At 61.6% G+C, this 23,543-nt stretch carries 18 protein-coding genes and 1 tRNA gene; 14 read left to right on the forward strand and 5 right to left on the reverse strand.

Going from position 1 to position 23,543, the window contains the following annotated elements:
• A partial coding sequence (locus tag ACQ4W0_RS08010; RefSeq protein WP_436576283.1) for an IS3 family transposase occupies positions 1–77 on the forward strand: 77 nt, incomplete at its 5' end.
• Positions 78–319: 242 nt separating this feature from the next.
• On the forward strand, positions 320–2,224 hold the full coding sequence (locus ACQ4W0_RS08015) for a methyl-accepting chemotaxis protein (RefSeq protein ID WP_436576634.1): 1,905 nt from the start codon (positions 320–322) through the stop codon (positions 2,222–2,224).
• 116 nt (positions 2,225–2,340) lie between these two features.
• On the opposite strand, the gene ACQ4W0_RS08020 is transcribed toward ACQ4W0_RS08015, so the two are convergent.
• On the reverse strand, positions 2,341–2,904 hold the full coding sequence (locus ACQ4W0_RS08020) for a c-type cytochrome (RefSeq protein ID WP_436576286.1): 564 nt from the start codon (positions 2,902–2,904) through the stop codon (positions 2,341–2,343).
• A 199-nt stretch (positions 2,905–3,103) separates the two neighbouring features.
• Here ACQ4W0_RS08020 and ACQ4W0_RS08025 point away from each other — a divergent pair.
• A tRNA-Arg gene (locus tag ACQ4W0_RS08025) sits at positions 3,104–3,179 on the forward strand.
• A 49-nt stretch (positions 3,180–3,228) separates the two neighbouring features.
• On the opposite strand, the gene ACQ4W0_RS08030 is transcribed toward ACQ4W0_RS08025, so the two are convergent.
• Genes ACQ4W0_RS08030 through ACQ4W0_RS08045 form a run of 4 tightly spaced genes read right to left on the reverse strand, consistent with a single transcriptional unit; the run spans position 3,229 to position 7,557 of the window.
• Positions 3,229–3,564 (reverse strand): DUF3325 domain-containing protein, encoded by a 336-nt coding sequence (locus ACQ4W0_RS08030; protein WP_436576287.1) that lies wholly within the window; start codon positions 3,562–3,564, stop codon positions 3,229–3,231.
• Positions 3,557–5,089: a PepSY-associated TM helix domain-containing protein gene (locus ACQ4W0_RS08035; protein WP_436576288.1), complete on the reverse strand. Its 1,533-nt coding sequence runs from the start codon at positions 5,087–5,089 to the stop codon at positions 3,557–3,559. Before ACQ4W0_RS08035 ends, ACQ4W0_RS08030 begins: the two co-directional genes overlap by 8 nt.
• Before the next feature lie 11 nt (positions 5,090–5,100).
• The gene (locus ACQ4W0_RS08040; protein ID WP_436576289.1) at positions 5,101–5,406 is read right to left on the reverse strand and encodes a hypothetical protein; all 306 of its coding nucleotides are present in this window, start codon (positions 5,404–5,406) and stop codon (positions 5,101–5,103) included.
• A 9-nt stretch (positions 5,407–5,415) separates the two neighbouring features.
• A complete protein-coding gene (locus tag ACQ4W0_RS08045; RefSeq protein ID WP_436576290.1) occupies positions 5,416–7,557 on the reverse strand; it encodes a TonB-dependent receptor in 2,142 nt (713 codons plus the stop codon).
• 546 nt (positions 7,558–8,103) lie between these two features.
• Between ACQ4W0_RS08045 and ACQ4W0_RS08050 the strand changes: the two genes are divergently transcribed.
• From ACQ4W0_RS08050 to ACQ4W0_RS08100, 11 genes are all read left to right on the forward strand, one after another.
• On the forward strand, positions 8,104–10,761 hold the full coding sequence (locus tag ACQ4W0_RS08050) for a TonB-dependent receptor (protein WP_436576291.1): 2,658 nt from the start codon (positions 8,104–8,106) through the stop codon (positions 10,759–10,761).
• Positions 10,762–10,875: 114 nt separating this feature from the next.
• On the forward strand, positions 10,876–12,228 hold the full coding sequence (locus ACQ4W0_RS08055; protein ID WP_436576292.1) for an MFS transporter: 1,353 nt from the start codon (positions 10,876–10,878) through the stop codon (positions 12,226–12,228).
• Between the two features lie 23 nt (positions 12,229–12,251).
• A complete protein-coding gene (locus ACQ4W0_RS08060; protein WP_436576293.1) occupies positions 12,252–13,199 on the forward strand; it encodes a glycoside hydrolase family 43 protein in 948 nt (315 codons plus the stop codon).
• Positions 13,200–13,217: 18 nt separating this feature from the next.
• A complete protein-coding gene (locus ACQ4W0_RS08065) occupies positions 13,218–14,288 on the forward strand; it encodes an aldose epimerase family protein (protein ID WP_436576294.1) in 1,071 nt (356 codons plus the stop codon).
• A gap of 195 nt (positions 14,289–14,483) precedes the next feature.
• Positions 14,484–16,226 (forward strand): IlvD/Edd family dehydratase, encoded by a 1,743-nt coding sequence (locus tag ACQ4W0_RS08070; RefSeq protein ID WP_436576295.1) that lies wholly within the window; start codon positions 14,484–14,486, stop codon positions 16,224–16,226.
• 12 nt (positions 16,227–16,238) lie between these two features.
• On the forward strand, positions 16,239–17,231 hold the full coding sequence (gene araD1, locus ACQ4W0_RS08075; protein WP_436576296.1) for an AraD1 family protein: 993 nt from the start codon (positions 16,239–16,241) through the stop codon (positions 17,229–17,231).
• Entirely contained in the window at positions 17,228–18,805 is a 1,578-nt protein-coding gene (locus tag ACQ4W0_RS08080) for an aldehyde dehydrogenase (NADP(+)) (protein ID WP_436576297.1), read from the forward strand. The genes araD1 and ACQ4W0_RS08080 overlap by 4 nt, the downstream gene beginning before the upstream one ends.
• A gap of 31 nt (positions 18,806–18,836) precedes the next feature.
• Positions 18,837–19,604, forward strand: coding sequence for an SDR family NAD(P)-dependent oxidoreductase (locus ACQ4W0_RS08085; RefSeq protein WP_436576298.1), 768 nt, complete (start codon positions 18,837–18,839; stop codon positions 19,602–19,604).
• Between the two features lie 158 nt (positions 19,605–19,762).
• Positions 19,763–21,313, forward strand: coding sequence for an alpha-N-arabinofuranosidase (locus tag ACQ4W0_RS08090; protein WP_436576299.1), 1,551 nt, complete (start codon positions 19,763–19,765; stop codon positions 21,311–21,313).
• A 65-nt stretch (positions 21,314–21,378) separates the two neighbouring features.
• A complete protein-coding gene (locus ACQ4W0_RS08095) occupies positions 21,379–22,404 on the forward strand; it encodes an arabinan endo-1,5-alpha-L-arabinosidase (RefSeq protein ID WP_436576300.1) in 1,026 nt (341 codons plus the stop codon).
• 158 nt (positions 22,405–22,562) lie between these two features.
• Positions 22,563–23,537, forward strand: coding sequence for an ABC transporter substrate-binding protein (locus ACQ4W0_RS08100; protein WP_436576301.1), 975 nt, complete (start codon positions 22,563–22,565; stop codon positions 23,535–23,537).
• Positions 23,538–23,543 lie beyond the last annotated feature (6 nt).

Here is a 23,543-nt window from a genome sequence, read left to right on the forward strand (position 1 = left end):
ATAATCACGAGCGTATCAAACTCAAGTTAAAAGGGCTGAGTCCCGTGCAATACAGAACTCAGCCCTTGGCTACCTAGTAAGAAAACTAAACCGTCCAACTATTTGGGGTCAGTTCACAGCCGGGCGGTTTTTTTTGCGCCCGACATGGACGTGCTACTGCGGAAGCAAGCTGAGCACAATGAGGGAAGTGTTGCGCGCCCAGGGGGCGATTTTCCTTGCTCGTTGACAACGAAGATTGAAGCGCCTATATCTGGATGAAAACAATAATAAACCTGTGTAGCGCCCCGTATGTCATCAAAAAGGAAACATTGTGAGAGACATATTTCGTACCAGTCAAGCCCGTTTTATCACCCTGTTCAGCCTTGTTTTTGTGGTGTTGCTGGTCATGACCCTGGCCGTCATCCATTTTTTCGTCACACCGGATTTGAAACGTACCGAGGGCATGGTGGTCGGTTTTGATGTCAGCAAAATTTCCACCAGGATTACCGAGCAGCTGCGACAGGTGGAGGCGCAGCAGCGCAGCATCACCCAGACAGTGGCGCTGATGGACAGCGCTGCGATCGACATCCTGTTGCCGGGGCTGGTTGACCAGTACTCCGACCCGAATGTGTTTGGCGGCGGCATCTGGCCGCTGCCGAAAAAACGTGATCCCGAGCGCGACAAGTTCAGCACCTTTTTCGCCCGCGATGCCTCCAACAAACTGGTTGTCAACACCCACTGGAACTCGCCGGAGTCGCTGAAGTACTTCGAGCAGAGCTGGTATCTGGGCGGCCTCAAGTCGGCCAAGGGGCATTGCGACTGGGCCAAGGCCTACAAGGACGACGCCAGTGCGCAGCCGCGCACCAACTGCGCCATGCCGATCTACAAGGATAACGAGCTGTACGGCGTTTCCACCATCGACGTCACGCTGGGCTTTTTCAACCGTCTGGTGGCCGACATGGAGGCAGCGATCCACGGCCAGATCCTGATCGTCGAGCGTGACGGCAAGATCATCAGCAACAGTACTTATATCAAGGACGAAATCGTACTCAAGAAAGTCGAGGATCTGGCATCGAGCTCGCCGATGGTGGCGGAAATCGGCCGCCTGCTGCCCAAGCTCGATGCGCAGGGTGTGGCCGAATCGGAATATCGCAGCGACGGCACGCCCCACACGCTGTTCCTGAAGGCAATACCGGGCAGTCCGTGGGTGCTGGCGACCGGTTTGCCGACCAGCCAGCTGACCGAGCAAAGCGACCGTATCTTGAGCAAGCTGGGCATGGTGCAGATCCCTATCGCCTTGCTGCTGCTGGCCATGTTCATCGGCATCATCCGCCTGTTCATGGGGCGCCTGGGTGTACTCAAGAGTAACATCGACGCCCTGTCGGCCGGCGACGCCGACCTGACGCGGCGCCTGCCGGGTGGCGGCGGCAGCGAGTTCAACGATGTGGCCGGCAGCTTCAACGCCTTCATCGAACGGCTGCAGCAGATGATGCGCGAAATCGGCCGCAGCACCGGCTCCATCGCGCTGGCCTCGCGTGAAATCGCCAGCGGCAACCAGGATCTGTCGGCCCGCACCGAAAGCCAGGCCAGCGCGCTCGAGCAGACCGCCGCGTCGATGGAGGAGTTGACCGGCACCGTCAGGCAGAACGTCAGCAGCGGCCAGGAGGCCAACCGGCTGGCGCTGGACGCCTCGAAGGTGGCGGCGCGGGGCGGCGTGGTGGTGACGCAGGTGGTCGAGACGATGGGCGCGATCGAACGCTCGTCGAAGAAAATCGCCGACATTATCAGCGTCATCGACGGGATCGCGTTCCAGACCAACATCCTGGCGTTGAACGCGGCCGTCGAGGCGGCCCGGGCCGGCGAACAAGGCCGCGGCTTTGCCGTGGTGGCATCCGAGGTGCGCAACCTGGCGCACCGCTCGGCCACGGCGGCCAAGGAAATCGGTGCGCTGATCGTCGAATCGGTGCACAACGTTGACGCCGGCACCAAACTGGTCGACCAGGCTGGCGCCACCATGCACGAGATCGTCGCCGGTACCGACAAGGTCGCCAACATCATCGGCGAGATCCTGCTGGCCAGCCAGGAGCAGGAAACGGGCATCGGCCAGGTCAACCAGGCCATCGTCCAGCTGGACGACAATACCCAGCAAAACGCCGCGCTGGTGGAGCAGGCGGCCGCGGCAGCCCATTCGATGCAGCAGCAGACCGGCAAGCTCGAGCAGATCATCGGTGGATTCAAGCTGTAGCGCGCGGCGCATCGACATCAAAAAAGCCGCCCGGTTCAGTTGAACCGGGCGGCTTTTTCACATCCGCAGCAGCCTTTGGGGGCCGCTTAACCGCATCGCTGAAAGCGGCGGCGCGATTATTTCTTCGCTTCTTCCGCTGGTGCGCTAGCGCCGTCAGCGGCTGCGGCCGGTGCCGGCACTTCCGGTTCCTTGAACTTGCCGCCCGAAGCGTTGGCCATGTAGACGACGGCGCGCGCCACTTCTACATCGTCGAGGTCGGGATTGCCGCCCTTGGCCGGCATCGCGCGCAAGCCTTCGATGGCGTGTTTCAGGACCGTGTCGTAGCCCTGGGCCAGGCGGGCCGACCAGCTGCCCGCATCGCCAAACTTCGGTGCACCGGCCACGCCGGCGCCATGGCACGCCACGCAGGTGGCCGTGTAGACAGCTTCGCCGCTTTGCAGCACCTTCGGACCGCTGGCATCCTTGAAGGTAAAGCCGGCGTTGGCGACGGGGCTCAAGCGCTCGGCAATGGCTTCCGGCGACTGGCTGTCCGTACCGGCGCCCGTCAGTTTTTGCGCCGTGACGAACTGCACCAGCAAGATGATGCCGATGACGGTGATGAGGAAGAAGCCAGCTACGGCGGCAAGCAATTGTTTAGGCGTTTTGATCGCTGATTGTTGTTCGTTATGTGCGTCGCTCATGATGTCCTTAGTCCAGATTTGAAACTGATGGCCGTGTAAGGTAGCATTTTTACATGCTTGGATGTAAACCTTTATGAAACCCACAATTATAGGCACAAAAATTGAGCAGTGACATGCAATTGCCAGTGATACGACAGTTTCCGTAGACGTAGGTAAAGAAAAACGGTATCCTTCGCATCACTTCAGAAATTCCCCCTACGCGGCTGTAGCTCAGTGGATAGAGTATTGGCCTCCGAAGCCAAGGGTCGTGGGTTCGATCCCCGCCAGCCGCACCAAGATTTTCCTCGCGTTATTTCTTCTATCGGTTTAGCCGCATCGCTGGTCTCAGCGTGGCGCGAATTTGCCTGCGCCTTGTGCGATGCCGCGTAGCCAATGGGGCTTCCAGCTGAGCGTGAAGGCCACGGCCATGATGCCTGCGCCCATCATCAGTACCCACAGCAACAGGCCAAAGCCGGTGCCGTGAGCCGCCACGCACAGTGCGCCGGCCAGCGCCAGGGCGGTGCCGGCAGCGTAGCGCCAGCGGTGGCGTAGCCGTGCCGAGGGCGGGGCGGGGTGCGTGTCGACGCTCGCTGCCCAATGTTCTTCTTGTGATAGAGCAAGCAAGGCAAATGCAAGGTAGATGCCTGCCGCAGCAGCGCAGGTCATTGACAGTTCAAGCATGTGAGCCTTTCCCCGCCTTGCGGCCCAGGCGGCGTGCGCTGGCTGCGGCCAGCACGGCCGTCGCCAGCAGCAGCAGGTCCATGCCGGCCACGGCATGCTGGCCCGTGGCCAGCGCGTGGAGGGGATGGTCGCCCGTGGTCAGCCAGTTCAGCAGCACTGCCAGCAGCGCCATGACGGCGATCAGCCAGGCCTGTTTGCGCCAGGCATGGCCGGCGCGCAGCCAGGCGTGCAGGAAGGCGGCGACCCAGACTACGTAGAAGGCTGCCATTTCCAGGCTGGCGCGCGGCATGCCGGCCATGGCGGCGTCGAGGGGTAACAGGCGGTTGGCGACGAAGAAGGCCAGTGTGGCCAGCATGATGCCCGTCACGCTGCCGATGGCCAGCCCCTCCACCACGCGCACGCCGTGCAGCCCTTGTTTGGCGTGCCGCGCACGGCGTCCCTCCAGCCAGAACAGGTAGCCCGTGGCGATCAGCAGGCAGCCGGACAGGCCACCCAGGAAGTACAGCCAGCGCAAGGTCCAGTGGTTGAAGCGGATGAAATGCAGGCCGGACATGACGCGCTGCGCCGTCATCACGGGCGCGGCCTGGAAACGCTGCAGCAGCGCGCCCGTGCCAGCGTCAAAATACAATTGGTCCAGGTTCATCGTGATATCGCCCGTATAGGAACGGCGCAGTTCGACGTAGCTGTTGGCGTCGCCCGGGTGCCAGACGCGCATGAAATACGGCTGTCCGCCATGCCATTCGCGTTCGGCCAGCCGGGCCATGGCGTCGACCGACGCCAGCGTGCCGGGCTGTCCCGCCCTGGCGCGCTTGAAGCGGCCATAGGCTTGCGCCATGAAGGCGCCCTTGGCCTGTTCGCCGCGGCCATACGTGGCTTCATGCGCCTGCGGAAAGTAGATCGTGATGAAAATGATCAATCCGGACAAGGTGATCAGGAAATGAAACGGCAGCGCCGCCAGGCCGCTCAGGTTATGCAGGTCCAGCGCGCTGCGCTGCAGGCGCTTGCGGGGGCGAAACGTGAAGAATTGCGCGACGATTTTCTTGTGGATGACGATGCCGGAAACGAGCAGCACCAGCATCGCCATCGCCGCCAGTCCCACCAGCCATTTGCCCAGGTCCAGCCAGGTCAGGTGCAGGCTGTAGTGAAACGGAAAGATAAAGCCCGATCCGCCTGCCGTTCCCTGGTCCGGGAGGAAGGCATGGCTGGCGGGGTCGAGCTGGCGCGCCACGCTGTCCTTGCCCAGGCGATAGGAAAACCCCAGCGTCGGTTCGCGTGGCGTGGGCAGGTCGACGCGCCACTGGCTGGCGCCGGCCGGCACGGCAGGCAGCACGGCGCGGGCAATACGGTCGAGGGAGAGCGGCTGCGTGGCGGGCACCAGCCGCGTTTGCGGCATCATCCAGCGGTCGATTTCGGCGTCGAAGACGCTCAGGGTGCCCATCCAGAAAATGGCGAACAGCACGCTGCCCAGGATGACGCCGGCCCAGCTGTGCAGCCAGACCATGGATTTTCCAAACGTGCGTTCCATGCGGCCGTTTCCTAGGTGATCAGATATAGCAGGATGGCCAGCACCGCGGCGCTGGCCCCCAGGCGCAGCCACAGGCGTGCCAGCGACGGCACGCTAAAGCCCCACAGCAACAGCAGCAAATACACGATAAAGCCCAGCATCGCCGCCAGCACGACCGCTTCCGAACGGGCTATGCCCAGGCGCGCCATCACGGCACCGGCCGTCGTCACGCCCAGCGCCGTGACGGCGTAGCCGCCCGCCACGGCGCCCGTCACGCGCAGCAGCATGCATGCCGGGGCGGCGATGCTGGCGACTCTGGAGCGTGCGCGCGTCGTCATGCGGGCTGCTTAGAAGCGCAGCGAGTAGCCGAGCGACAAGGTGCGTCCCCGTCCGGCGAAGTAGCGTTTGGGTTCGACCAGCGCGCTTTGCGAGTAATACGTGATGTAGTCGCGGTCGAACAGGTTGGCCACCGCCAGGCGCAGCTCGCCCTTGGGCAGGCGGTAGCTGGCCGTGGCATCGACCAGCGTGTAGCCGCTGAAATCCTTGGCCGGGTCGTCGAAGGACTGGCGGAAGGCGTGCTGTGCTTGCACGAAGGTTTTCAGCTGGGCATTCCAGTCGGCCGACCAGGTGGCGATCAGGCGGTTGGGTGCCACGTTCAAACCGTCGAGGCGGGCGTCCAGGCTGCCGTTCTCGTCGCTGTCATAGCGGCCCTTGGTGTAGGAGTAGGCGAGCTTGGCGCGCTGGGCCGCGTTCAGGCGCAGGCCGACGCTCGCTTCCACGCCTTCGATGCGGGTTTTTTCACGCGCCATCATGAAGGCGCCATTGATGGGCACGATGCGCGTGCCGAAATCCGAATCGGAGCGGAAATAGCTGGCGTCTGCATCCCACGCGCCCTTGCGCACGCGGGTACCGACTTCGATGCTCTTCGTGAGTATCGGCTCCAGGTTGTGCATGTTGGCAATGCTTTGTCCCTGCGTATTGATCGAGCGCAATACCCTGCCGATATCAGGCATGCCGAAGCCTTCGGAATAGCTGCCGAACACGGTGATGTCTTGCAGCGGGGTGTAGACGAGGCCGGCGTTGACCAGGGTTTCATTGAATTTCAGCTTGCCACCCGTCACCTTGACGCGTTTGTACTGCGCCAGGGTCTGGTAGCTGTCGATTTGCAGGTCCGCATTTTCCTTGCGCACGCCCGCGTGCAGCGTGAGCTGGCCCGTCAGCTTGTATTCGCCCTGCAGGAACAGCGATAGGTTGCGGTATTCGGACTCGGGCACATAAGTGCGTCCCGTCGCGTACAGGTCTTGTTTGCCCTTGTCGAACAGGGTATCGAAGCCCACCGTCAGTTTCAAGCGGCCATCGAGCAAGTCCGAGCGGCTCAGGCCGACCTTGCTGCCGTATTTGGAGGCGACGGCGCGCGACTGGTCGTACAGCTTGCCGATGGGAGCGATGCTGGCGTCCTGGAAGGTGGCGGAATTGTCCGCGCCAAACAAGCCTTCGAATTCCTGGTTGAAGACCATGGCCGACAGTTCCATGCCGGCCAGGTTGGCGTGGCTGTAGCTGAGACTGGAGGTCCAGACATCGTTCCACGGTGCAATGCCTGGCGGCTCGCCTTTCACCGACACGCTGGGCAAGCCCGTGGTGCGGTCGCCGGCGACGACCAGGTAGCCGGCCTTCGACTTGATCTTGTAGCGGTTGATCGATAGTTGCAAACGCTGGTTGTCATCGATGACATAGCCCAGCTTGGCGAGCACGTCATACGTGCGCGAATCCATCAGGTCGCCCTGCGTATTGTCGCTGCCGATAGGGCGGCCCTTGCCATCCAGATACATCCCCTGGTCTTCGTACGAGGCGGCCAGCAGGTATTCCAGCTTGTCCGTGCGTCCGTCCAGGCGGTAGCTGGTCTTGTAATTCATGACATCGGAGCCCGTTTGCGCCGTGGGCGCTGTCGCCTGGATGTCGATGTGCTGATTGAAGCTGCCCTTTTCAGGACGCCGCGTGATGATGTTGATGGTGCCGCCCGTGGCGCCCAGGCCGTTGATGGCATTCGCACCCTGGATCACTTCGATGCGCTCGACCATGGAAAAATCGATGGTATGGGCTTCGCGTCCCGTGGGGCGCATGGGGTTCGATTGCGGCACGCCGTCGATGAGGATCAGCGGTGCGCGTCCGCGCAGGGTTTCGCCCGAGCCATTCATCTTGCCGCGGCTGGGCGTGTAGGACGGCAGCACGCTGCTCAGGACATCCGAGGAATTGCCGGAAATTGCCAGCTGCCGCGCGATTTCCGCCTTGCCAATGATGACCACGGTTTGCGGCGCCTTGTCTGCCGCGATATTCGAACGCGAGGCGGACACCACCACGGCCTGCATCTGGCCGTCCGTCCCACTGCCGTCCGCCGCCAGCTGCGCCATGGCGGATGGCGCTGCCAGGGCAGCCATCAGGGCGGCGTACAGGGGGTGATAAGGCAACGGCATGCTTTTGAATAACTTCACTGGATGTCCTTCAGACTGAGGGTGGGAATGTCATGGCCGCACTGAGGATTGCAACGCAGACGCCATGGCCGCGAGGAAATGGCACTGTTGCGGGCATGCGGAACATTCCATAGCTACCGCGTTGGCGGCAAGCTATCGTCTAAAAGAACCCGAGGTGCGCCAGTGACTGTTGACAGGTAGGGCACCGGCAAGGAAAAGTTGCCTGCATGCTTGGCTGCCTGAGAATGATTGTCATTATCAACAAGTGCGACAGGCATGTCAATGCGTGCCGATTGACGTCAACCATTGCCGCAACGCTGACGGCCCGATTTCACAGGGACGGCAATGCTGCCGTTTTTTTGTGCAGCTTCTCCCGAAAACGCCCCTGACGCCCTTGCCGTTGTCGGTTTGCAAGCTCCAAAGTCGTCCAGCCACCGATATCAAAATTGATATCGAAACTGCGGAAAAATTGATTGGAGAGATTATCGTCCAGCCCCTAAGATAAACGCCGAGCATGCGAACGACATGCAAGCAGCACAACAATATCAATACAATATCTGGAGATTCATGATGCGCAACGCCACCGGCACGCTCGCGGCCACTTTCCCTCGTCCATTCACCTTGAAGGCAGCCGTTGCGGCATTGGCCGGTATCGGCCTGCTGAGCACGGCTTCGGTATGGGCGCAGGACGCGGTGGTGGCCGACGCCAGTGTCGACCCTGCTGCGGAAGTGTCTGTCGTGACCGTCAGCGGCGTGCGCCGCTCGGCGCAAAATTCGCAGCAGATCAAGATGCGCTCGGACCAGGTCATCGATTCCATCGTGGCGGACGATATCGGCAAATTCCCCGACAACAACGTGGCCGAGACCCTGGCGCGCATTTCCGGCATCCAGATCCGCCGCGATTCGGGCGAAGCGAGCGCTGTCATGATCCGCGGCTTGCGCGATGTCACGACCCTGCTCAACGGCCGGGAACTGTTCACCACCACGGGCCGCTACGTCAATCTGGCCGACATTCCCGCCACCATGTTGCAGCGCGTGGACGTGTATAAGTCGCAGGGCGCGGACCAGGTCGAAGGCGGCGTGGCCGGCATCATTGACGTGCGCACCAACCGCCCGTTCGATTTCAAGGAGTTTACCGCCAGCGTCAACACGCGCGCCGTCTACAGCGACAAATCCAGGGCCACCGACCCGAACATCAGCGGCATGGTGGCTAACCGCTGGAAGACGGGCATCGGCGAAGTGGGCGCGCTGCTGGGCTTGTCGCAGCAGCAGCACCGTTACCATGAAGAACGCGCCTTCAATACGGCACCCGTGGATAAAAGTTTCCTGTTACCGGGCTTGACGGGGCCGGACCAGGTGGGCTTGTTGCCGATCAAGGGTGACCGCCGCCGCAGCACCGCCAATGCCGTGCTGCAATGGCGTCCGAACGCCGACATCGAGCTGTACGCGGAAGGCATGGCCACGCGCTTTCTGCTCGACGCGGAATCCGATTACTTCGTCGGCTTGCCCTGGTGGGGCACGCCCGTGTCGGCCACCAAGATTCCCGGCACCAACCAGCTGCAAACGCTCACTTCCACCAACGTCAACACCATCATGTCGACGCAGGCGAACAAAAACCAGACCAAGACGCATCAATTTGCCGTAGGCGGCTTGTGGGATATCAACCCGGAATGGCGTTTCACGTCGGAAGTGGCCAGCACCAAAAGCAGCTATACCTGGCGCAACCCGATTCTCGACGCCATCACCGTCGTGCCGAATGCCCACATCAATACCAACCAGAACGGCACCTTGCACGTCGATTACACGGGCATCGACTTGCAAGACCCGTCGAATTACTATCTGAAGGGCTTCTTTGACCGCTACGGCCGGGATCAGGGCAGCTCGAACGATGTGCGCGCCGACCTGGCGTATACGCCAGGTGCCGGCGGCTTCTTCAAGGAAATCAGCGTCGGCTTGCGCGGCGTCAAACGCGAAGCCGAATCGATCAAGAGTTTCGAGGGCAATGCGGAAGCACCGGACGTGTCCGGCGCCGCATTTCCATTTGGCCGCCAGAGCGTGACGTCGATTCCTGGCCTCAATTGCCTGTCGGAACCGATGTCCAGCGGCGGCCCCGACTATGGCTTGAAGCAGTGGTACACGCCATGCGCCAGCTTCCTGCTCAATAACACGGGCACCATCCGCGAAGCCGTCACGGGCAGCAGCGCGGCGCGCGCCATGGACCCGGGCTCCTTCTTCAAGGATACGGAAAAGACGTACTCGATCTATACCAAGGCGAAGATCGCCTTCAAGCTGGGCGCCTACCCCGTCGACGGCACCGTGGGCGTGCGTGTGGTGCGCACTGAGCAAAGCCTGCAAGGCAACAGTTCGCAAGACGGCGTCTACACGCCCGTCATCAGCGACACGGCCAGCACCGACGTGTTGCCGAGCGTGGCCCTGAAAATCAAGCTGCGCTCCGACCTGGTCGGCCGCTTTGCTGCGGGCCGCACAATCAGCCGCCCGGGTTTTTCCCAACTCAATCCTGGCGTGGCCCTGGTCAACTCGACGGAAACGGTGAAGGCGACGGGCGCGGGCGGCAACCCGAACTTGAAACCGGTGACGGGCGACAATGTCGACGCCGCACTGGAATGGTATTTCGCCCCGGCCGGTTCCGTGACGGCCACCGTGTTCCACCACAAGTTCGACGGCTATATCCAGCAACGCATTTCCAGCGAAACCATCGCCGGCAAGACCTATGACGTGGATCGCCCGTACAACACGGCCGCCGGCAAGCTGCAGGGACTGGAAATTGGCTACCAGCAATTTTATGACGGCTTGCCAGGCCTGTTGAGCGGCCTGGGCTTGCAGGCAAACGGCACCTACATGAGCGGCACGACCGATGACGAGACGGGCAGCCATGCCATCACGGGCGTGTCGCGCTATGCCTACAACCTGGTGCTGCTGTACGAAAAAGACGCGTGGTCGGGCCGGCTGGCCTACAACTGGCGCTCGAAATTCATCGACAGCTACAACCAGGGCGGCCCCGGCCTGGACTTGAAAGTGGCGTCGACGGCCCAGCTTGACGGTTCGCTGTCATACAAGATCAACGAGCAGTTCACGGTGACGCTGGACGGCAATAACTTGCTTGACACCAAGTTCAAGGATTACTGGAACGAGCCGGGCGTGTATGCGCGCGATACGCGCCGCTATGACCGGACGGTAGGGTTATCACTGCGCTGGAAAATGTAAGTTGATAGTAGAGTAAAAAAATCAAGGGCGTTGCATGGTTTCGGCCGGCAGCGCCCCTTGCGTTGCAGTTGGGCAGTCAGACACGATTCATCATGAAAAGAATGGACGGAAAGCATGGAGACGCAAAAATTATCTACCGTTGAAAAGGTCGGCTTCGGCGCCGGCGACATGGCGCTCAATGTCGTCATCTCGTCGATGATGTTGATCATCACCTTTTTTTATACCGATATCTATGGCTTGAAAACCACGGACCTGGCCCTGCTGTTCGTGGCCGTGAAAGTCATCGGCGCCATCGCCGACCTGGTCATGGGCCAGATCACCGACCGCTACAGCTTTGCCTCGGGCCGCTACCGCCCGTATCTGCTGTGGCTGGCCGTGCCGTACGGCGTCAGCGTCTTCTTTGTCTTCAGCACGCCCGAGTGGCAGTATGACGCCAAGCTGATCTGGGCCTATTCCACGTATATTTTGATGACCATCATGACTGCCGGCGTGGGCATCCCGTATATTTCCCTGATCAGCGGCCTGACCAGCGACCCGCAGGACCGCCTGTCGGCCAACGGCTACCGCCTGTTCTTCGCCAAGATCGGCGCCTTCATGGTGACTATCGTCGTGCCGATTTTGTCGCAGCGCTGGGGCGGCGGCAACCCGGCCGTCGGCTACCAGGCGGCCATGGCCGTGATGGCCGTCATGGGCGTGGCCCTGTTCCTGTTCTGCTATTTCTCCACCACCGAGCGCGTCGTGCACGTGGTGGAAAAACAGTCCTTGCTGGCACAGTTGAAAGTGCTGCTGCAGAACGACCAGTGGCTGGTGCTATGCGGCGTGTGCGTCACGGGCACCATCGGCTACGTGGTACGCGGCTCCGTCGCCATTTATTACGCGAAATACTATCTGGGCGGCAGCACGGAAACGGTGGCCGCCTTCCTCACCACGGGCGTGGTGGCGGCCATCCTGGCCATGATCGCCTCGACCTGGATCACCAAGTTTTACTGCAAGGTAAAGCTGTTCCGCTACACGCAGATCGGCGTCGCGCTGATCAGCCTGGCGATCTATTTCTTTGTGAAGCCGAGCGACACCGTACTGGCCTTCGCCCTGTATTTCCTGCTGTCCTTCGTGGTGGACTTGCATGCGCCCGTGTTCTGGTCGGCCATCGCGGAAACCATCGACTATGGTCAAGTGAAAACGGGCAAGCGCGTTTCCGGCTTCGCCTTTGGCGGCATTTCCGTCTGCCAGAAGGCGGGCATGGCGGTGGCGGGCGGCCTGGTAGGCGTGCTGCTGTCGTATTTCGACTACCAGCCCAACCATGAGCAAACGCAATTCGCCCTGAACGGCATCGCCCTGATGCTGTCGATCATCCCCGGTTTCTTCCACTTGCTGATGGGCTTGCTGATGTTCAAGTACCGCATCAGCGATGAGTACTACAGCGGCGTGAAAACCGAAATGCACAAGCGTGGTTTTGTCGCTGCGTAAAATAATTGAATGGAGTAAACAACATGGCTGAAGTACTGACCCCGCTGATCGAACAGCGCGCCGACCCGCATATCTACCGCCACAGCGACGGCTATTATTACTTTACGGCATCCGTGCCCCAGTACGACCGCATCGAACTGCGCCGCGCCGGCAGCATCGCCGGGCTGGCCGACGCGCAAACAGTCGACGTGTGGCACAAGCCGGAAACGGGGCCGTACAGCGAACTGGTGTGGGCACCGGAGCTGCACTTCAACCAGGGCGCCTGGTATGTGTATTTCGCCGCCGCACCGAGCCGCGAAATCAAAGATAAACTGTTCCAGCACCGCATGTACGCGATCCGCAATATCAACGCCAATCCGCTTGAAGGCGAGTGGGAATTCATGGGATCGATCGACACGGGCATCGACACCTTCTGCCTGGACGCCACCACGTTCGAGCACGACGGCGTGCTGTACTACCTGTGGGCGCAGAAAGATGTCGCCATCGAAGGCAATTCGAACCTGTACATCGCGCCGATGGCCACGCCGTGGCAGCTGGCTGGTCCGCCCGTGATGCTGAGCAAACCGGAGTTCGACTGGGAAATCCGCGGCTTCTGGGTCAACGAGGGACCTTCCGTGCTGAAACGCAACGGCAAGATCTTCATCAGCTATTCGGCCAGCGCCACCGATGAAAACTATGCGATGGGCTTGCTGTGGGCCAACGAGTCCGCCGACTTGCTCGACCCGTTCTCGTGGACCAAGTCGCCCGAGCCCGTGTTTGCCACCTGCTACGAGCACGGCATCTATGGCCCCGGCCACAACAGCTTTACCACGGCCGACGATGGCGATGGTGTGTTGCTGGTGTACCATGCCCGCACGTACACGGAAATCGTTGGCGACCCCCTGTGGAACCCGGACCGCCACACGTTTGTCAAGCCGCTGCGCTGGGATGCGCAAGGCATGCCCGTGTTTGGCCGCTCATCGACCCTGTAACATTCCGGACCCGACGCCATGACCCCAGTTGATTCTGTTTCAGTGACGCAAGCACCGTTCGGCATCCTGCCCGATGGCCAGCAGGTCACCGTCTTTACCCTGACGAACCGCCAGGGCATGCGCGTCAAAGTGCTCGACCTTGGCGCCATCATCAGTGAAATCCACGTGCCCGACCGCGACGGTATTTTTGCCGACGTCGTGCTGGGTTTCGAACGCATCGAACCCTACCTGGCCAACAGCGCTTTCCTGGGCGCCGTCATCGGGCGTTTCGGCAACCGCATCGCGGCCGGACGTTTCAGTCTGGACGGCAAGGATTACCAGCTGGCCGTCAACAATGCGCCCAATCACTTGCATGGTGGAAACCAGGGCTTTCACCAGGTCATGTGGCAGGCCGAGCCGTTCACCACGGACGATGCCGTGGGCGTCATGTTCACGCGTAGCAGTCCGGACGGCGAAGATGGCTATCCGGGCCGGCTGGACGTCACCGTCGTGTACGAACTGGACAACGACAATGCGCTGAGCCTGCGTTATCACGCCGTGACGGACCAGGCCACGCCCGTCAACCTGACCAACCACAGCTATTTCAACCTGGCGGGGCAGGGCACTATCCTCGGCCACGCGCTGTCCATCAACGCGGACCGCTACCTGCCCGTCGATGCGGGATCGATCCCCACGGGCGAACTGGCGGACGTGACCGGCACGCCGTTCGACTTGCGCCAGAGCACCGTCATCGGCGACAGCATAGTCCTGCCGCATGAGCAGATCGGCATCGGCCGTGGCTACGATCACAACTTTGTGCTGAATCAAAAGCCGGGGCAGGCGCTGAAGCTGGCCGCCAGCGTGCGCGATCCCGTTTCGGGCCGGGTGATGCAGGTGTATACGCAGGAGCCGGGCATCCAGTTTTATTCCGGTAACTTCCTCGACGGCAGCCAGCATGGCAAGCAGGGCCCCATCCGCTACCGCGGCGCGCTGTGCCTGGAAACCCAGCATTTCCCGGATGCGCCGAATCAGGCGCATTTTCCTAATACCATTTTGCGGCCGGGCGAGGTCTATCAGACGCAAACCGTGTACCGCTTTTCCACCGAGTAAGCATCGCATTCAAACAGCCCACGCCCTGCCGCTTCGCGCCTGCAGGGCGTTTTCATTGGGGCATGCTGATACCGTTTTCGATATCGGAACGCATTAAAAATTGATTGGAAAGGCATGGCAGGATTCTTTAGTATTCCAACATCGCTGCCCGGGCCGACGACCTTAGATCCGGCATGGCACAACCAGGAGAATGGCATGTCTGAGACAAAAAAGAAGGTAGCCCTGCGCTCGGCCGAGTGGTTCGGCTCGCAGGACAAGAATGGCTTCATGTACCGCAGCTGGATGAAAAACCAGGGCATACCTGACCACGAATTTCATGGCAAGCCCATCATCGGCATCTGCAATACCTGGTCCGAACTGACTCCCTGCAACGCGCATTTCCGCCAGCTGGCCGAACACGTCAAGCGCGGCATCCTGGAAGCGGGTGGTTTTCCTGTGGAATTCCCCGTCTTCTCGAATGGCGAATCGAATTTGCGCCCGACGGCCATGCTGACGCGCAACCTGGCCTCGATGGACGTGGAAGAATCGATCCGCGGCAACCCGATGGACGCCGTCGTGCTGCTGGTCGGCTGCGACAAGACCACGCCAGCGCTGCTGATGGGCGCGGCCAGCGTCGACATCCCCACCATCGTCGTCAGCGGCGGCCCCATGCTGAACGGCAAACTGAACGGCAAGGACATCGGTTCCGGCACGGCCGTGTGGCAGTTGCACGAGCAGATGAAGGCCGGTTCGATCACCTTGCACCAGTTCATGTCGGCCGAATCGGGCATGTCGCGTTCGGCCGGCACCTGCAACACCATGGGCACGGCGTCGACGATGGCCAGCATGGCTGAAGCGCTGGGCACGTCCCTGCCGCACAATGCGGCCATTCCCGCCGTTGACTCGCGCCGCTACGTGCTGGCGCACATGTCGGGCATCCGCATCGTCGAAATGGTGCACGAAGACCTGCGCCTGTCGAAAGTGCTGACGCGCGAGGCATTTGAAAATGCCATCAAGGTCAACGCCGCCATCGGTGGTTCGACCAATGCCGTGATCCACCTGAAAGCGATCGCCGGGCGCATCGGCGTGCCGCTGGAGCTGGAAGACTGGACCCGTGTGGGCCGTGGCACGCCGACCATCGTTGACTTGCTGCCGTCGGGCCGTTTCCTGATGGAAGAGTTTTACTATGCGGGCGGCTTGCCGGCCGTGATACGCCGCCTGGGCGAAGGCGACTTGCTGCCGCACAAGAATGCGCTGACCGTCAATGGCAAGTCGCTCTGGGACAACTGCGTCGAAGCGCCCATCTACAACGATGAAGTGGTGCGCACCCTGGATAACCCGCTGCTGGCCGATGGCGGCATTTGCGTGTTGCGTGGCAACCTGGCGCCCCGCGGCGCCGTGCTGAAACCGTCGGCCGCCTCGCCGCATTTGATGCAGCACCGCGGCAAGGCCGTCGTCTTCGAGGATTTCGAGCACTATAAATCGCGCATCCTCGATCCGGACCTGGACGTGGACGCGAACTCCGTGCTGGTCATGAAAAATTGCGGCCCGAAAGGCTATCCCGGCATGGCCGAAGTGGGCAATATGGGCTTGCCGCCGAAGCTGCTGGCGCAAGGTATCACCGACATGGTGCGCATCTCGGACGCGCGCATGAGCGGCACCGCCTACGGCACGGTAGTCTTGCACGTGGCGCCGGAAGCCATGGCGGGCGGCCCCCTGGGCATCGTCAAGGATGGCGACATGATCGCCCTCGATTGCCACGCCGGCAGCCTGAATATCGACATCAGCGACGCGGAAATCGCCGAGCGCCTGGCGGTCCGCGAGCTGGGCAGCGCGCCTGGACCGAAGAGCGGCTACCAGCAGCTGTACATCGAACACGTGTTGCAGGCCGACGAAGGCTGCGATTTCGACTTCCTGGTCGGCAATCGCGGTTCCGCCGTGCCGCGCCACTCACATTAAGCGGAGAATTCCATGCTGTTGCTGCAATTTACGAATGAACACGGCGGCCGCCTGGTCGGCCTGCTGCAAGACGACCAGATCCGCGTCATCGAAGGCTACAACACGACGTATGCGCTGGCGCAAGACGCCATCCGCAAGAAGGTCAACCTGGCCGAGCTGGTCAACGCTACCGTCGGCAATACCACGTATTCCTATGCGGACGTGGCCGCTGGCGGCCGCCTGCTGGCGCCGCTCGACCACGCAGACGAAGCGCATTGCTACGTGACGGGCACGGGCCTGACTCACCTGGGCAGCGCCGGTGCGCGCGATGCCATGCACAAGAAGATCGGCGGCGACGCGGAGTCCCTGAGCGATTCCATGAAAATGTTTCGCCTGGGCGTGGAAGGCGGCAAGCCTGCCGATGGCACGGCCGGCGCCCAGCCCGAGTGGTTTTACAAGGGCGACGGCTCCATCGTGCGCCCAAGCGGCCAGCCGCTGCGCATGCCGGACTTTGCCCTCGATGGCGGCGAAGAGCCGGAAATCGCCGGCCTGTACGTGATCGGCGATGACGGCCAGCCGTATCGGGTTGGTTACGCCATCGGCAATGAATTCTCGGACCACGTCACGGAACGCCAGAACTATCTGTACCTGGCCCACTCGAAGCTGCGCATGTGCAGCGTGGGTCCTGCCCTGCTGGTGGGCGAATTGCCCGCGCACATCGCTGGCGCCTCGCGCGTGCTGGACACTGCCGGCAATGTGCGCTGGGAAAAGGCCTTTGTCAGCGGCGAAGACAATATGTCGCACACGATTGCCAACCTGGAACACCATCACTTCAAGTATCCGCTGTTCAAGCGCCCGGGCGACGTGCATGTGCATTTCTTTGGCACGGCGACATTAAGCTTTGCCGATGGCGTCAGCGTGGCGCCGGGCGAAACCTTTGAAATCGAAGCGCCGGCCTTTGGCCCTGCCTTGCGCAACCGCCTCGACGTCTTCCCAACCGCATTTGCGAAAGTGAGTACATTATGAGTTTCAATATCACCGGTGATGCATTGATCGGCGGCGCAGCCGTCAAGGGCAATGGCGGCTCCTTCGAAGCGTGGGACCCGGCTGCGCGCGCGCACATCGCGCCTGCCTTCCACATGGTGGACGCAGCGCAAATCGACGCAGCTTGCCGCCTGGCGCAAGCGGCGTTCGACCCGTTCCGCGCCACCACGGATGCGCAGCGTGCCGATTTCCTCGACACCATCGCTGCGCAAATCCTGGAACTGGGCGACGACTTGATCGTGCGCGCCATGACGGAAAGCGGCTTGCCGCGCGCGCGCCTGGAAGGCGAGCGTGGCCGCACGGTAGGGCAGCTGAAACTGTTTGCCGGCCTACTGCGCGAAGGATCGTGGACCGATGCGCGCATCGATTCGGCTTTGCCCGAGCGTACGCCGCCGCGTCCAGACTTGCGCTTGCGCATGATTGGCCTGGGTCCCGTCGCCGTGTTTGCGGCCAGCAACTTCCCGCTGGCCTTTTCCGTAGCCGGTGGCGATACGGCCTCGGCGCTGGCCGCCGGCTGCCCCGTCGTGCTGAAGGCCCACTCGGCCCATCCTGGCACGTCCGAACTGGTGGCGCGCGCCATCGTCAAGGCGATTGCCATTTGCCAGCTGCCGGCCGGCGTGTTCGCCTTGCTGACAGGCACGGGCAATGGCATCGGCCAGACCCTGGTGGCCCATCCAGCTATCCAGGCCGTGGGTTTCACGGGGTCGCGTTCGGGCGGCATCGCCCTGATGAAGGTGGCGGCAGAGCGTGCGCAACCAATTCCCGTGTATGCGGAAATGAGCAGCATCAACCCCGTGTTTGTGCTGCCGCAAGCCTTGGCCGCCCGTGGCGCGGCCATCGCCAGCGGTTTTGCCGCTTCGCTGACGATGGGCGTGGGCCAGTTCTGCACCAATCCTGGCCTGGTGCTGGGCCTGGAAGGCGCCGACTTTACGGCCTTTGCCGCCGCTGCCGCCGAAGCGCTGGCGCCTGCGCCCGCCGCCACCATGCTGACGGCCGGCATCGCCAGCAGCTATGCCAAGGGCGTCGCCGCCCTGGCGCAGCACGCCGATGTGACGCCGCTGGTGCAAAACACGGGCGAGGAAGGCAAGGGCGCCGCCGCCCTGTTTGTCACCTCGGGTGAGGCTTTCCTCGCCAAGCACGATCTGCGCGACGAAGTGTTCGGTCCCGCCTCCTTGCTGGTCGCTTGCCGCGACATGGAACAGTTGCTGGCGATCACGGAAAGCCTGGAAGGCCAGTTGACGGCCACCCTGCAGATGGATGCGGGCGACTTGGAAGACGCGCGCCGTTTGCTGCCCGTGCTGGAACGCCGCGTGGGCCGCATCCTGGCCAATGGTTTCCCAACGGGTGTGGAAGTGTCGACGGCCATGGTGCACGGCGGCCCGTTCCCGGCCACGTCGGATGGCCGCAGCACCTCCGTGGGCACGGCGGCCATCAACCGCTTCCTGCGCCCCGTGTCTTACCAGAACCTGCTGCAGGACTTGCTGCCGGGGTCGCTGCGCGATGATAATCCGCTGGGGATCTGGCGCCGTCACGATGGCGTATTAGGCAAACTTTAATCATCATAAAAAATACACAGGTGGAGACAAGATGAAGCAATTGGCGACATATGGCAGCTTGCAGGGCAAGCGCGTGTTCATCACGGGTGGCGGCAGCGGCATCGGCGAATCCCTGGTGGCCGAATTTGCCGCCCAGGGCGCGCTGGTGGCGTTTGTCGATATTGCCGTGGAAGCGAGCGAGGCCCTGTGCCGCCGCCTGGCCGAAGCAGGCTGGACGGCGCCCTTGTTCCGCCATTGCGACATCACGGATATTGCCTCGCTGCAAGCCGTCATGGCGGAACTGGCGGAGCAGCTGGGCGACTTCGATATTCTCGTCAACAATGCTGCCAACGACCAGCGCCACCAGGCGCAGGACGTCACGCTGGAATACTGGAACGAGCGCATTGCGATCAATCAACGTCCCATGTTCTTCACGTGCCAGGCCGTCTTCGAAGGCATGAAGCGCCAGGGCGGCGGTTCCATCATCAACGTCAGCTCGATTTCCTGGCACATGAAGTCGGGCGGCTACCCCGTCTACGCCACCACCAAGGCGGCCGTCGTGGGCCTGACGCGGGGCCTGGCGCGCGATTATGGCGCCCACAATATCCGCGTCAACACGGTCACGCCCGGCTGGGTCATGACGCAGCGCCAGATCGAGCTGTGGGTCGACGAGGCGGCGGAAGTGGAAATCAAGAAAAGCCAGTGCTTGCCAAGCAAGCTGATGCCACAGGACATCGCCGCCATGGTGCTGTTCCTCGCTTCCGATGACGGCGCGATGTGCTCCAGTCAAGAGTTCATCGTCGATGCCGGCTGGGTGTAAGCGCCCCCGCGCCGTTTATTCGCGCCGGCACTGACCGGCAACTCCGATCTTGAAACACTCCTCTTGCCGCCCCAACCCCGCGGCAGGAGAGGCATCGCCATTCCAGATTGCCGGGAGTGATCCCGGCCCTTGCTTTTCACTAAAAAACAGGAGACAGCATGAAATTCATCCATACCCGCGTCGTGGCCTTCGGCCTGGCCATGGCCGTCGGCAGCGCCTTTGCCGCGCCAGTCAATGTCACCATCGACGTGGCCAAGCCCGGTCCCGTGATCAACAAGAACGTGTATGGCCAGTTCGCCGAACACCTGGGCACGGGCATTTACGAAGGCATGTGGGTGGGCCCGGACTCGCCGATCCCGAATACCAAGGGCTGGCGCAATGACGTGCTGGGCGCGCTGAAGCAATTGCACGTGCCCCTGGTGCGCTGGCCGGGCGGCTGCTTTGCCGATGAATACCACTGGAAGGATGGCATCGGCGCGCGCGAGAAGCGCCCCACCAAGGTCAACACCAACTGGGGCGGCGTGGAAGAGTCGAATGCCGTCGGCACGCATGAATTCTTCGACCTGGCCGAGCTGTTGGGCGCACAGACCTATATCAACGGCAACCTCGGTTCCGGCACGCCACAGGAAATGTCCGAATGGCTCGAATACATGACGTCGGACAGCAAGTCGACGTTGGCCGAGCTGCGCCGCAAGAATGGCCGTGCGCAGCCGTATAAAGTCGATTACTTTGGCATCGGCAACGAAGCCTGGGGTTGCGGCGGCAATATGCGTCCGCAATACTACGCCGACCTGTACAAGCACTATCACACCTTCATGAAGACGCCGGAAAGCGCGCGTCCAAAGTTCATCGCCAGCGGCGGCAATGACGACGACATCAGCTGGTCCGGCACCCTGAGCCGCGAAATCAAGCCGAACATGATGGACGCCATCAGTTTCCACTACTACACGGTGCCGACCGGTATCTGGGAAAAGAAGGGCGCGGCCACAGGCTTTGGCGAAAATGAATGGATTTCCACCCTCAGCCGCACCCTGCGCATCGATAGCTTGATCAAGAACAATATCGCCGCCATCGACAAGAACGATGCCTCAAAAAAGACGGGTTTGTACGTCGATGAGTGGGGCACCTGGTACGACGTGGAGCCGGGCACCAACACGGGCTTCCTGTTCCAGCAAAACAGCTTGCGCGATGCGCTGGTGGCGGCCCTGAACTTCAATATTTTCCATGCCCACGCGGACCGCGTGCGCATGACGAATATCGCGCAAATGGTCAACGTGCTGCAAGCCATGATCATCACGGACAAGGACCGCTATTTCCTCACGCCCACCTACCACGCATTCCAGATGTACGTGCCATTCCAGGACGCCACTTCCCTGCCGGTCGCCATCCAGGGCAATGGCAAGTACAGCCTGGGCAAGGTCAGTATTCCTGAAGTGAGTGCCTCGGCCGCGCGCGCCAAGGATGGCAAGGTGTATTTGTCGCTGGTCAACACCAACCCGAACAAGGCCGTCGACGTCAATGTGGCCCTGGCGGGCAAGCAAGTGGCCAGCATCACGGGCCGCGTGCTGACCGCAGGCAAGATGGACGCCGTCAACAGCTTTGCGCAACCGCAAGCCGTGCAGCCGGTGGCGTTTAATGCCAAGGCGCAAGGTGGCAAGCTGACCGTGTCTATCCCGGCCAAGGCCGTGGTGGTGGTGGCGGTCGAATAAAGCTGCCGATTTTGATGTATCCAGCCGGCCCGCATGACGGGCCGGCTGGCCATGTGGAGAACACGATGCAATTTTCGACAATGATGGCCTTGGCGGCCATGCTTGCCTTCAGCCCCGTCCAGGCGGCCCAGGTCAGCGTGCACGACCCCGTGATGGCGAAGGAAGGCGACACGTATTATCTGTACAGCACGGGCCCCGGCATCACCTTTTACAGTTCGAAAAACATGGTCGACTGGCAGCCGGAAGGGCGCGTCTTCGCGGGCCAGCCCACGTGGGCGAAGACGGCAGCGCCATCGTTTGACGACCATATATGGGCGCCCGACGTGCAATTTCACGACGGCAAATATTACCTGTACTACTCGGTGTCCGGTTTCGGCAAGAACACCTCGGGCATCGGCGTGACTGTCAATAAAACCTTGAATCCCCGCTCGCCTGACTACCGCTGGGTCGACCAGGGCATGCTGCTGCAATCGGTGCCCGAGCGCGACGAGTGGAACGCCATCGATTCGAACATCATCACCGATGCCAGGGGCACGCCGTGGATGTCGTTCGGTTCGTTCTGGAACGGCATCAAGCTGGTGAAATTGACGCCCGACTGGACCCATGTTGCGGAACCGCAAGAGTGGCATTCCCTGGCGCGTCGCGTGCCACTGCCACCAAGGGCGGGTGAATTCAAGCCCGCACCCGAGGAAATCGAAGCGCCGTTCATCTTCCAGCGTGGCGACGACTATTTCCTTTTTGTTTCCTGGGGCCTGTGTTGCCAGAAAGAAAAAAGCACCTACCACCTGGCAGTGGGCCGCGCCAAAAGCGTGACGGGACCGTATCTGGACAAGGATGGCCGCGACATGGCGCAGGGCGGCGGTACGGTGGTGCTGAGAGGCGACAAGGATTGGCAAGGCCTGGGCCACAACAGCGCGTACACGTTTGACGGCAAGGATTACCTGGTGCTGCACGCGTATGAGACGGCGGACAATTACTTGCAGAAGCTCAAGATCTTGCCCATGACGTGGGACAAGGAGGGCTGGCCGCAAGTCGATGCGCGCGACTTGAACCGCTATCAAAGCCGCCAATTGCCGGCTGCCGAACGGTAAGGGGCCAGGAGAGGTGTGCCAGGTGATACGCAAATCGGTATCGCAAGCGAAAAAGAATTGATTGGATGGCTATGTTGCTTTCTCCTACCATGGGTTCATAAAAACCGCCCATCCGGCATCCGGCTGTGATGGTATTCAAAAAAAAACTGGAGACAAGAATGACCTTGAGCCGCCGCACACTCCTCGCCAGCGCCATGCTGCTGGCCTTTTCCGCCACCACCTTCGCTACCTCGTCCGCCTTTGCCGCCAAGCCCCTCGTCATGGGCTTTTCGCAGGTAGGCGCCGAGAGCGAATGGCGCACCGCCAATACCGTCTCCATCAAGGATGCTGCCAAGAAAGATGGCGTCACCCTGAAGTTTGCCGACGCGCAGCAAAAGCAGGAAAACCAGGTCAAGGCCCTGCGTTCGTTCATCGCGCAAAAGGTCGACGTGATCGCCTTTTCGCCCGTGGTGGAATCGGGCTGGGATACCGTCTTGCGCGAAGCCAAGGCGGCCAAGATTCCCGTCATCCTGACGGACCGCGCCGTCAATGTGGCCGACAAATCGCTGTACGTGACCTTCATCGGTTCCGACTTCGTGGAAGAGGGCCGCCGCGCCGGCCAGTGGCTGCTCGATTACGCCAAGAAAACCCCGGACGCCACCCTGAACATCGTCGAACTGCAAGGCACGGTCGGTTCCGCCCCGGCCATCGACCGCAAGGAAGGCTTCCAGGAAGTCATCGGCAAGAATCCCAAGTTGAAGATCATCCGTTCGCAAACGGGCGACTTTACGCGCGCCAAGGGCAAGGAAGTGATGGAAGCGTTCCTCAAGGCGGAAGGCAAGAAGATCAACGTGCTGTACGCGCACAATGACGACATGGCCATCGGCGCCATCCAGGCCATCGAGGAAGCGGGCATGAAGCCGGGCAAGGACATCATCATCATCTCCATCGATGGCGTGAAAGGCGCATTCGAGGCCATGATCGCCGGCAAGCTGAACGTCACCGTGGAATGCAGCCCGCTGCTGGGCCCGCAGCTGATGTCGATTGCCCGCGATGTGGTGGCCGGCAAGCCCGTGCCGGCGCGCATCACGACGGTGGAAGGCGTGTTCCCTGCCGAGGTGGCCGCCAAGGAATTTCCGAACCGTAAGTACTAAGCTTGC

The sequence above is a fragment of the Janthinobacterium breve genome, from assembly GCF_051380895.1.
Lineage (GTDB): Bacteria > Pseudomonadota > Gammaproteobacteria > Burkholderiales > Burkholderiaceae_D > Janthinobacterium.

Coding starts and splice junctions, on each gene's coding strand:
- ACQ4W0_RS08020 (WP_436576286.1), bottom strand. CDS start 2,904: ATGAGCGACGCACATAACGAACAACAATCAGCGATCAAAACGCCTAAA.
- ACQ4W0_RS08030 (WP_436576287.1), bottom strand. CDS start 3,564: ATGCTTGAACTGTCAATGACCTGCGCTGCTGCGGCAGGCATCTACCTT.
- ACQ4W0_RS08035 (WP_436576288.1), bottom strand. CDS start 5,089: ATGGAACGCACGTTTGGAAAATCCATGGTCTGGCTGCACAGCTGGGCC.
- ACQ4W0_RS08040 (WP_436576289.1), bottom strand. CDS start 5,406: ATGACGACGCGCGCACGCTCCAGAGTCGCCAGCATCGCCGCCCCGGCA.
- ACQ4W0_RS08050 (WP_436576291.1), top strand. CDS start 8,104: ATGATGCGCAACGCCACCGGCACGCTCGCGGCCACTTTCCCTCGTCCA.
- ACQ4W0_RS08055 (WP_436576292.1), top strand. CDS start 10,876: ATGGAGACGCAAAAATTATCTACCGTTGAAAAGGTCGGCTTCGGCGCC.
- ACQ4W0_RS08060 (WP_436576293.1), top strand. CDS start 12,252: ATGGCTGAAGTACTGACCCCGCTGATCGAACAGCGCGCCGACCCGCAT.
- ACQ4W0_RS08065 (WP_436576294.1), top strand. CDS start 13,218: ATGACCCCAGTTGATTCTGTTTCAGTGACGCAAGCACCGTTCGGCATC.
- ACQ4W0_RS08070 (WP_436576295.1), top strand. CDS start 14,484: ATGTCTGAGACAAAAAAGAAGGTAGCCCTGCGCTCGGCCGAGTGGTTC.
- araD1 (WP_436576296.1), top strand. CDS start 16,239: ATGCTGTTGCTGCAATTTACGAATGAACACGGCGGCCGCCTGGTCGGC.
- ACQ4W0_RS08080 (WP_436576297.1), top strand. CDS start 17,228: ATGAGTTTCAATATCACCGGTGATGCATTGATCGGCGGCGCAGCCGTC.
- ACQ4W0_RS08085 (WP_436576298.1), top strand. CDS start 18,837: ATGAAGCAATTGGCGACATATGGCAGCTTGCAGGGCAAGCGCGTGTTC.
- ACQ4W0_RS08090 (WP_436576299.1), top strand. CDS start 19,763: ATGAAATTCATCCATACCCGCGTCGTGGCCTTCGGCCTGGCCATGGCC.
- ACQ4W0_RS08095 (WP_436576300.1), top strand. CDS start 21,379: ATGCAATTTTCGACAATGATGGCCTTGGCGGCCATGCTTGCCTTCAGC.
- ACQ4W0_RS08100 (WP_436576301.1), top strand. CDS start 22,563: ATGACCTTGAGCCGCCGCACACTCCTCGCCAGCGCCATGCTGCTGGCC.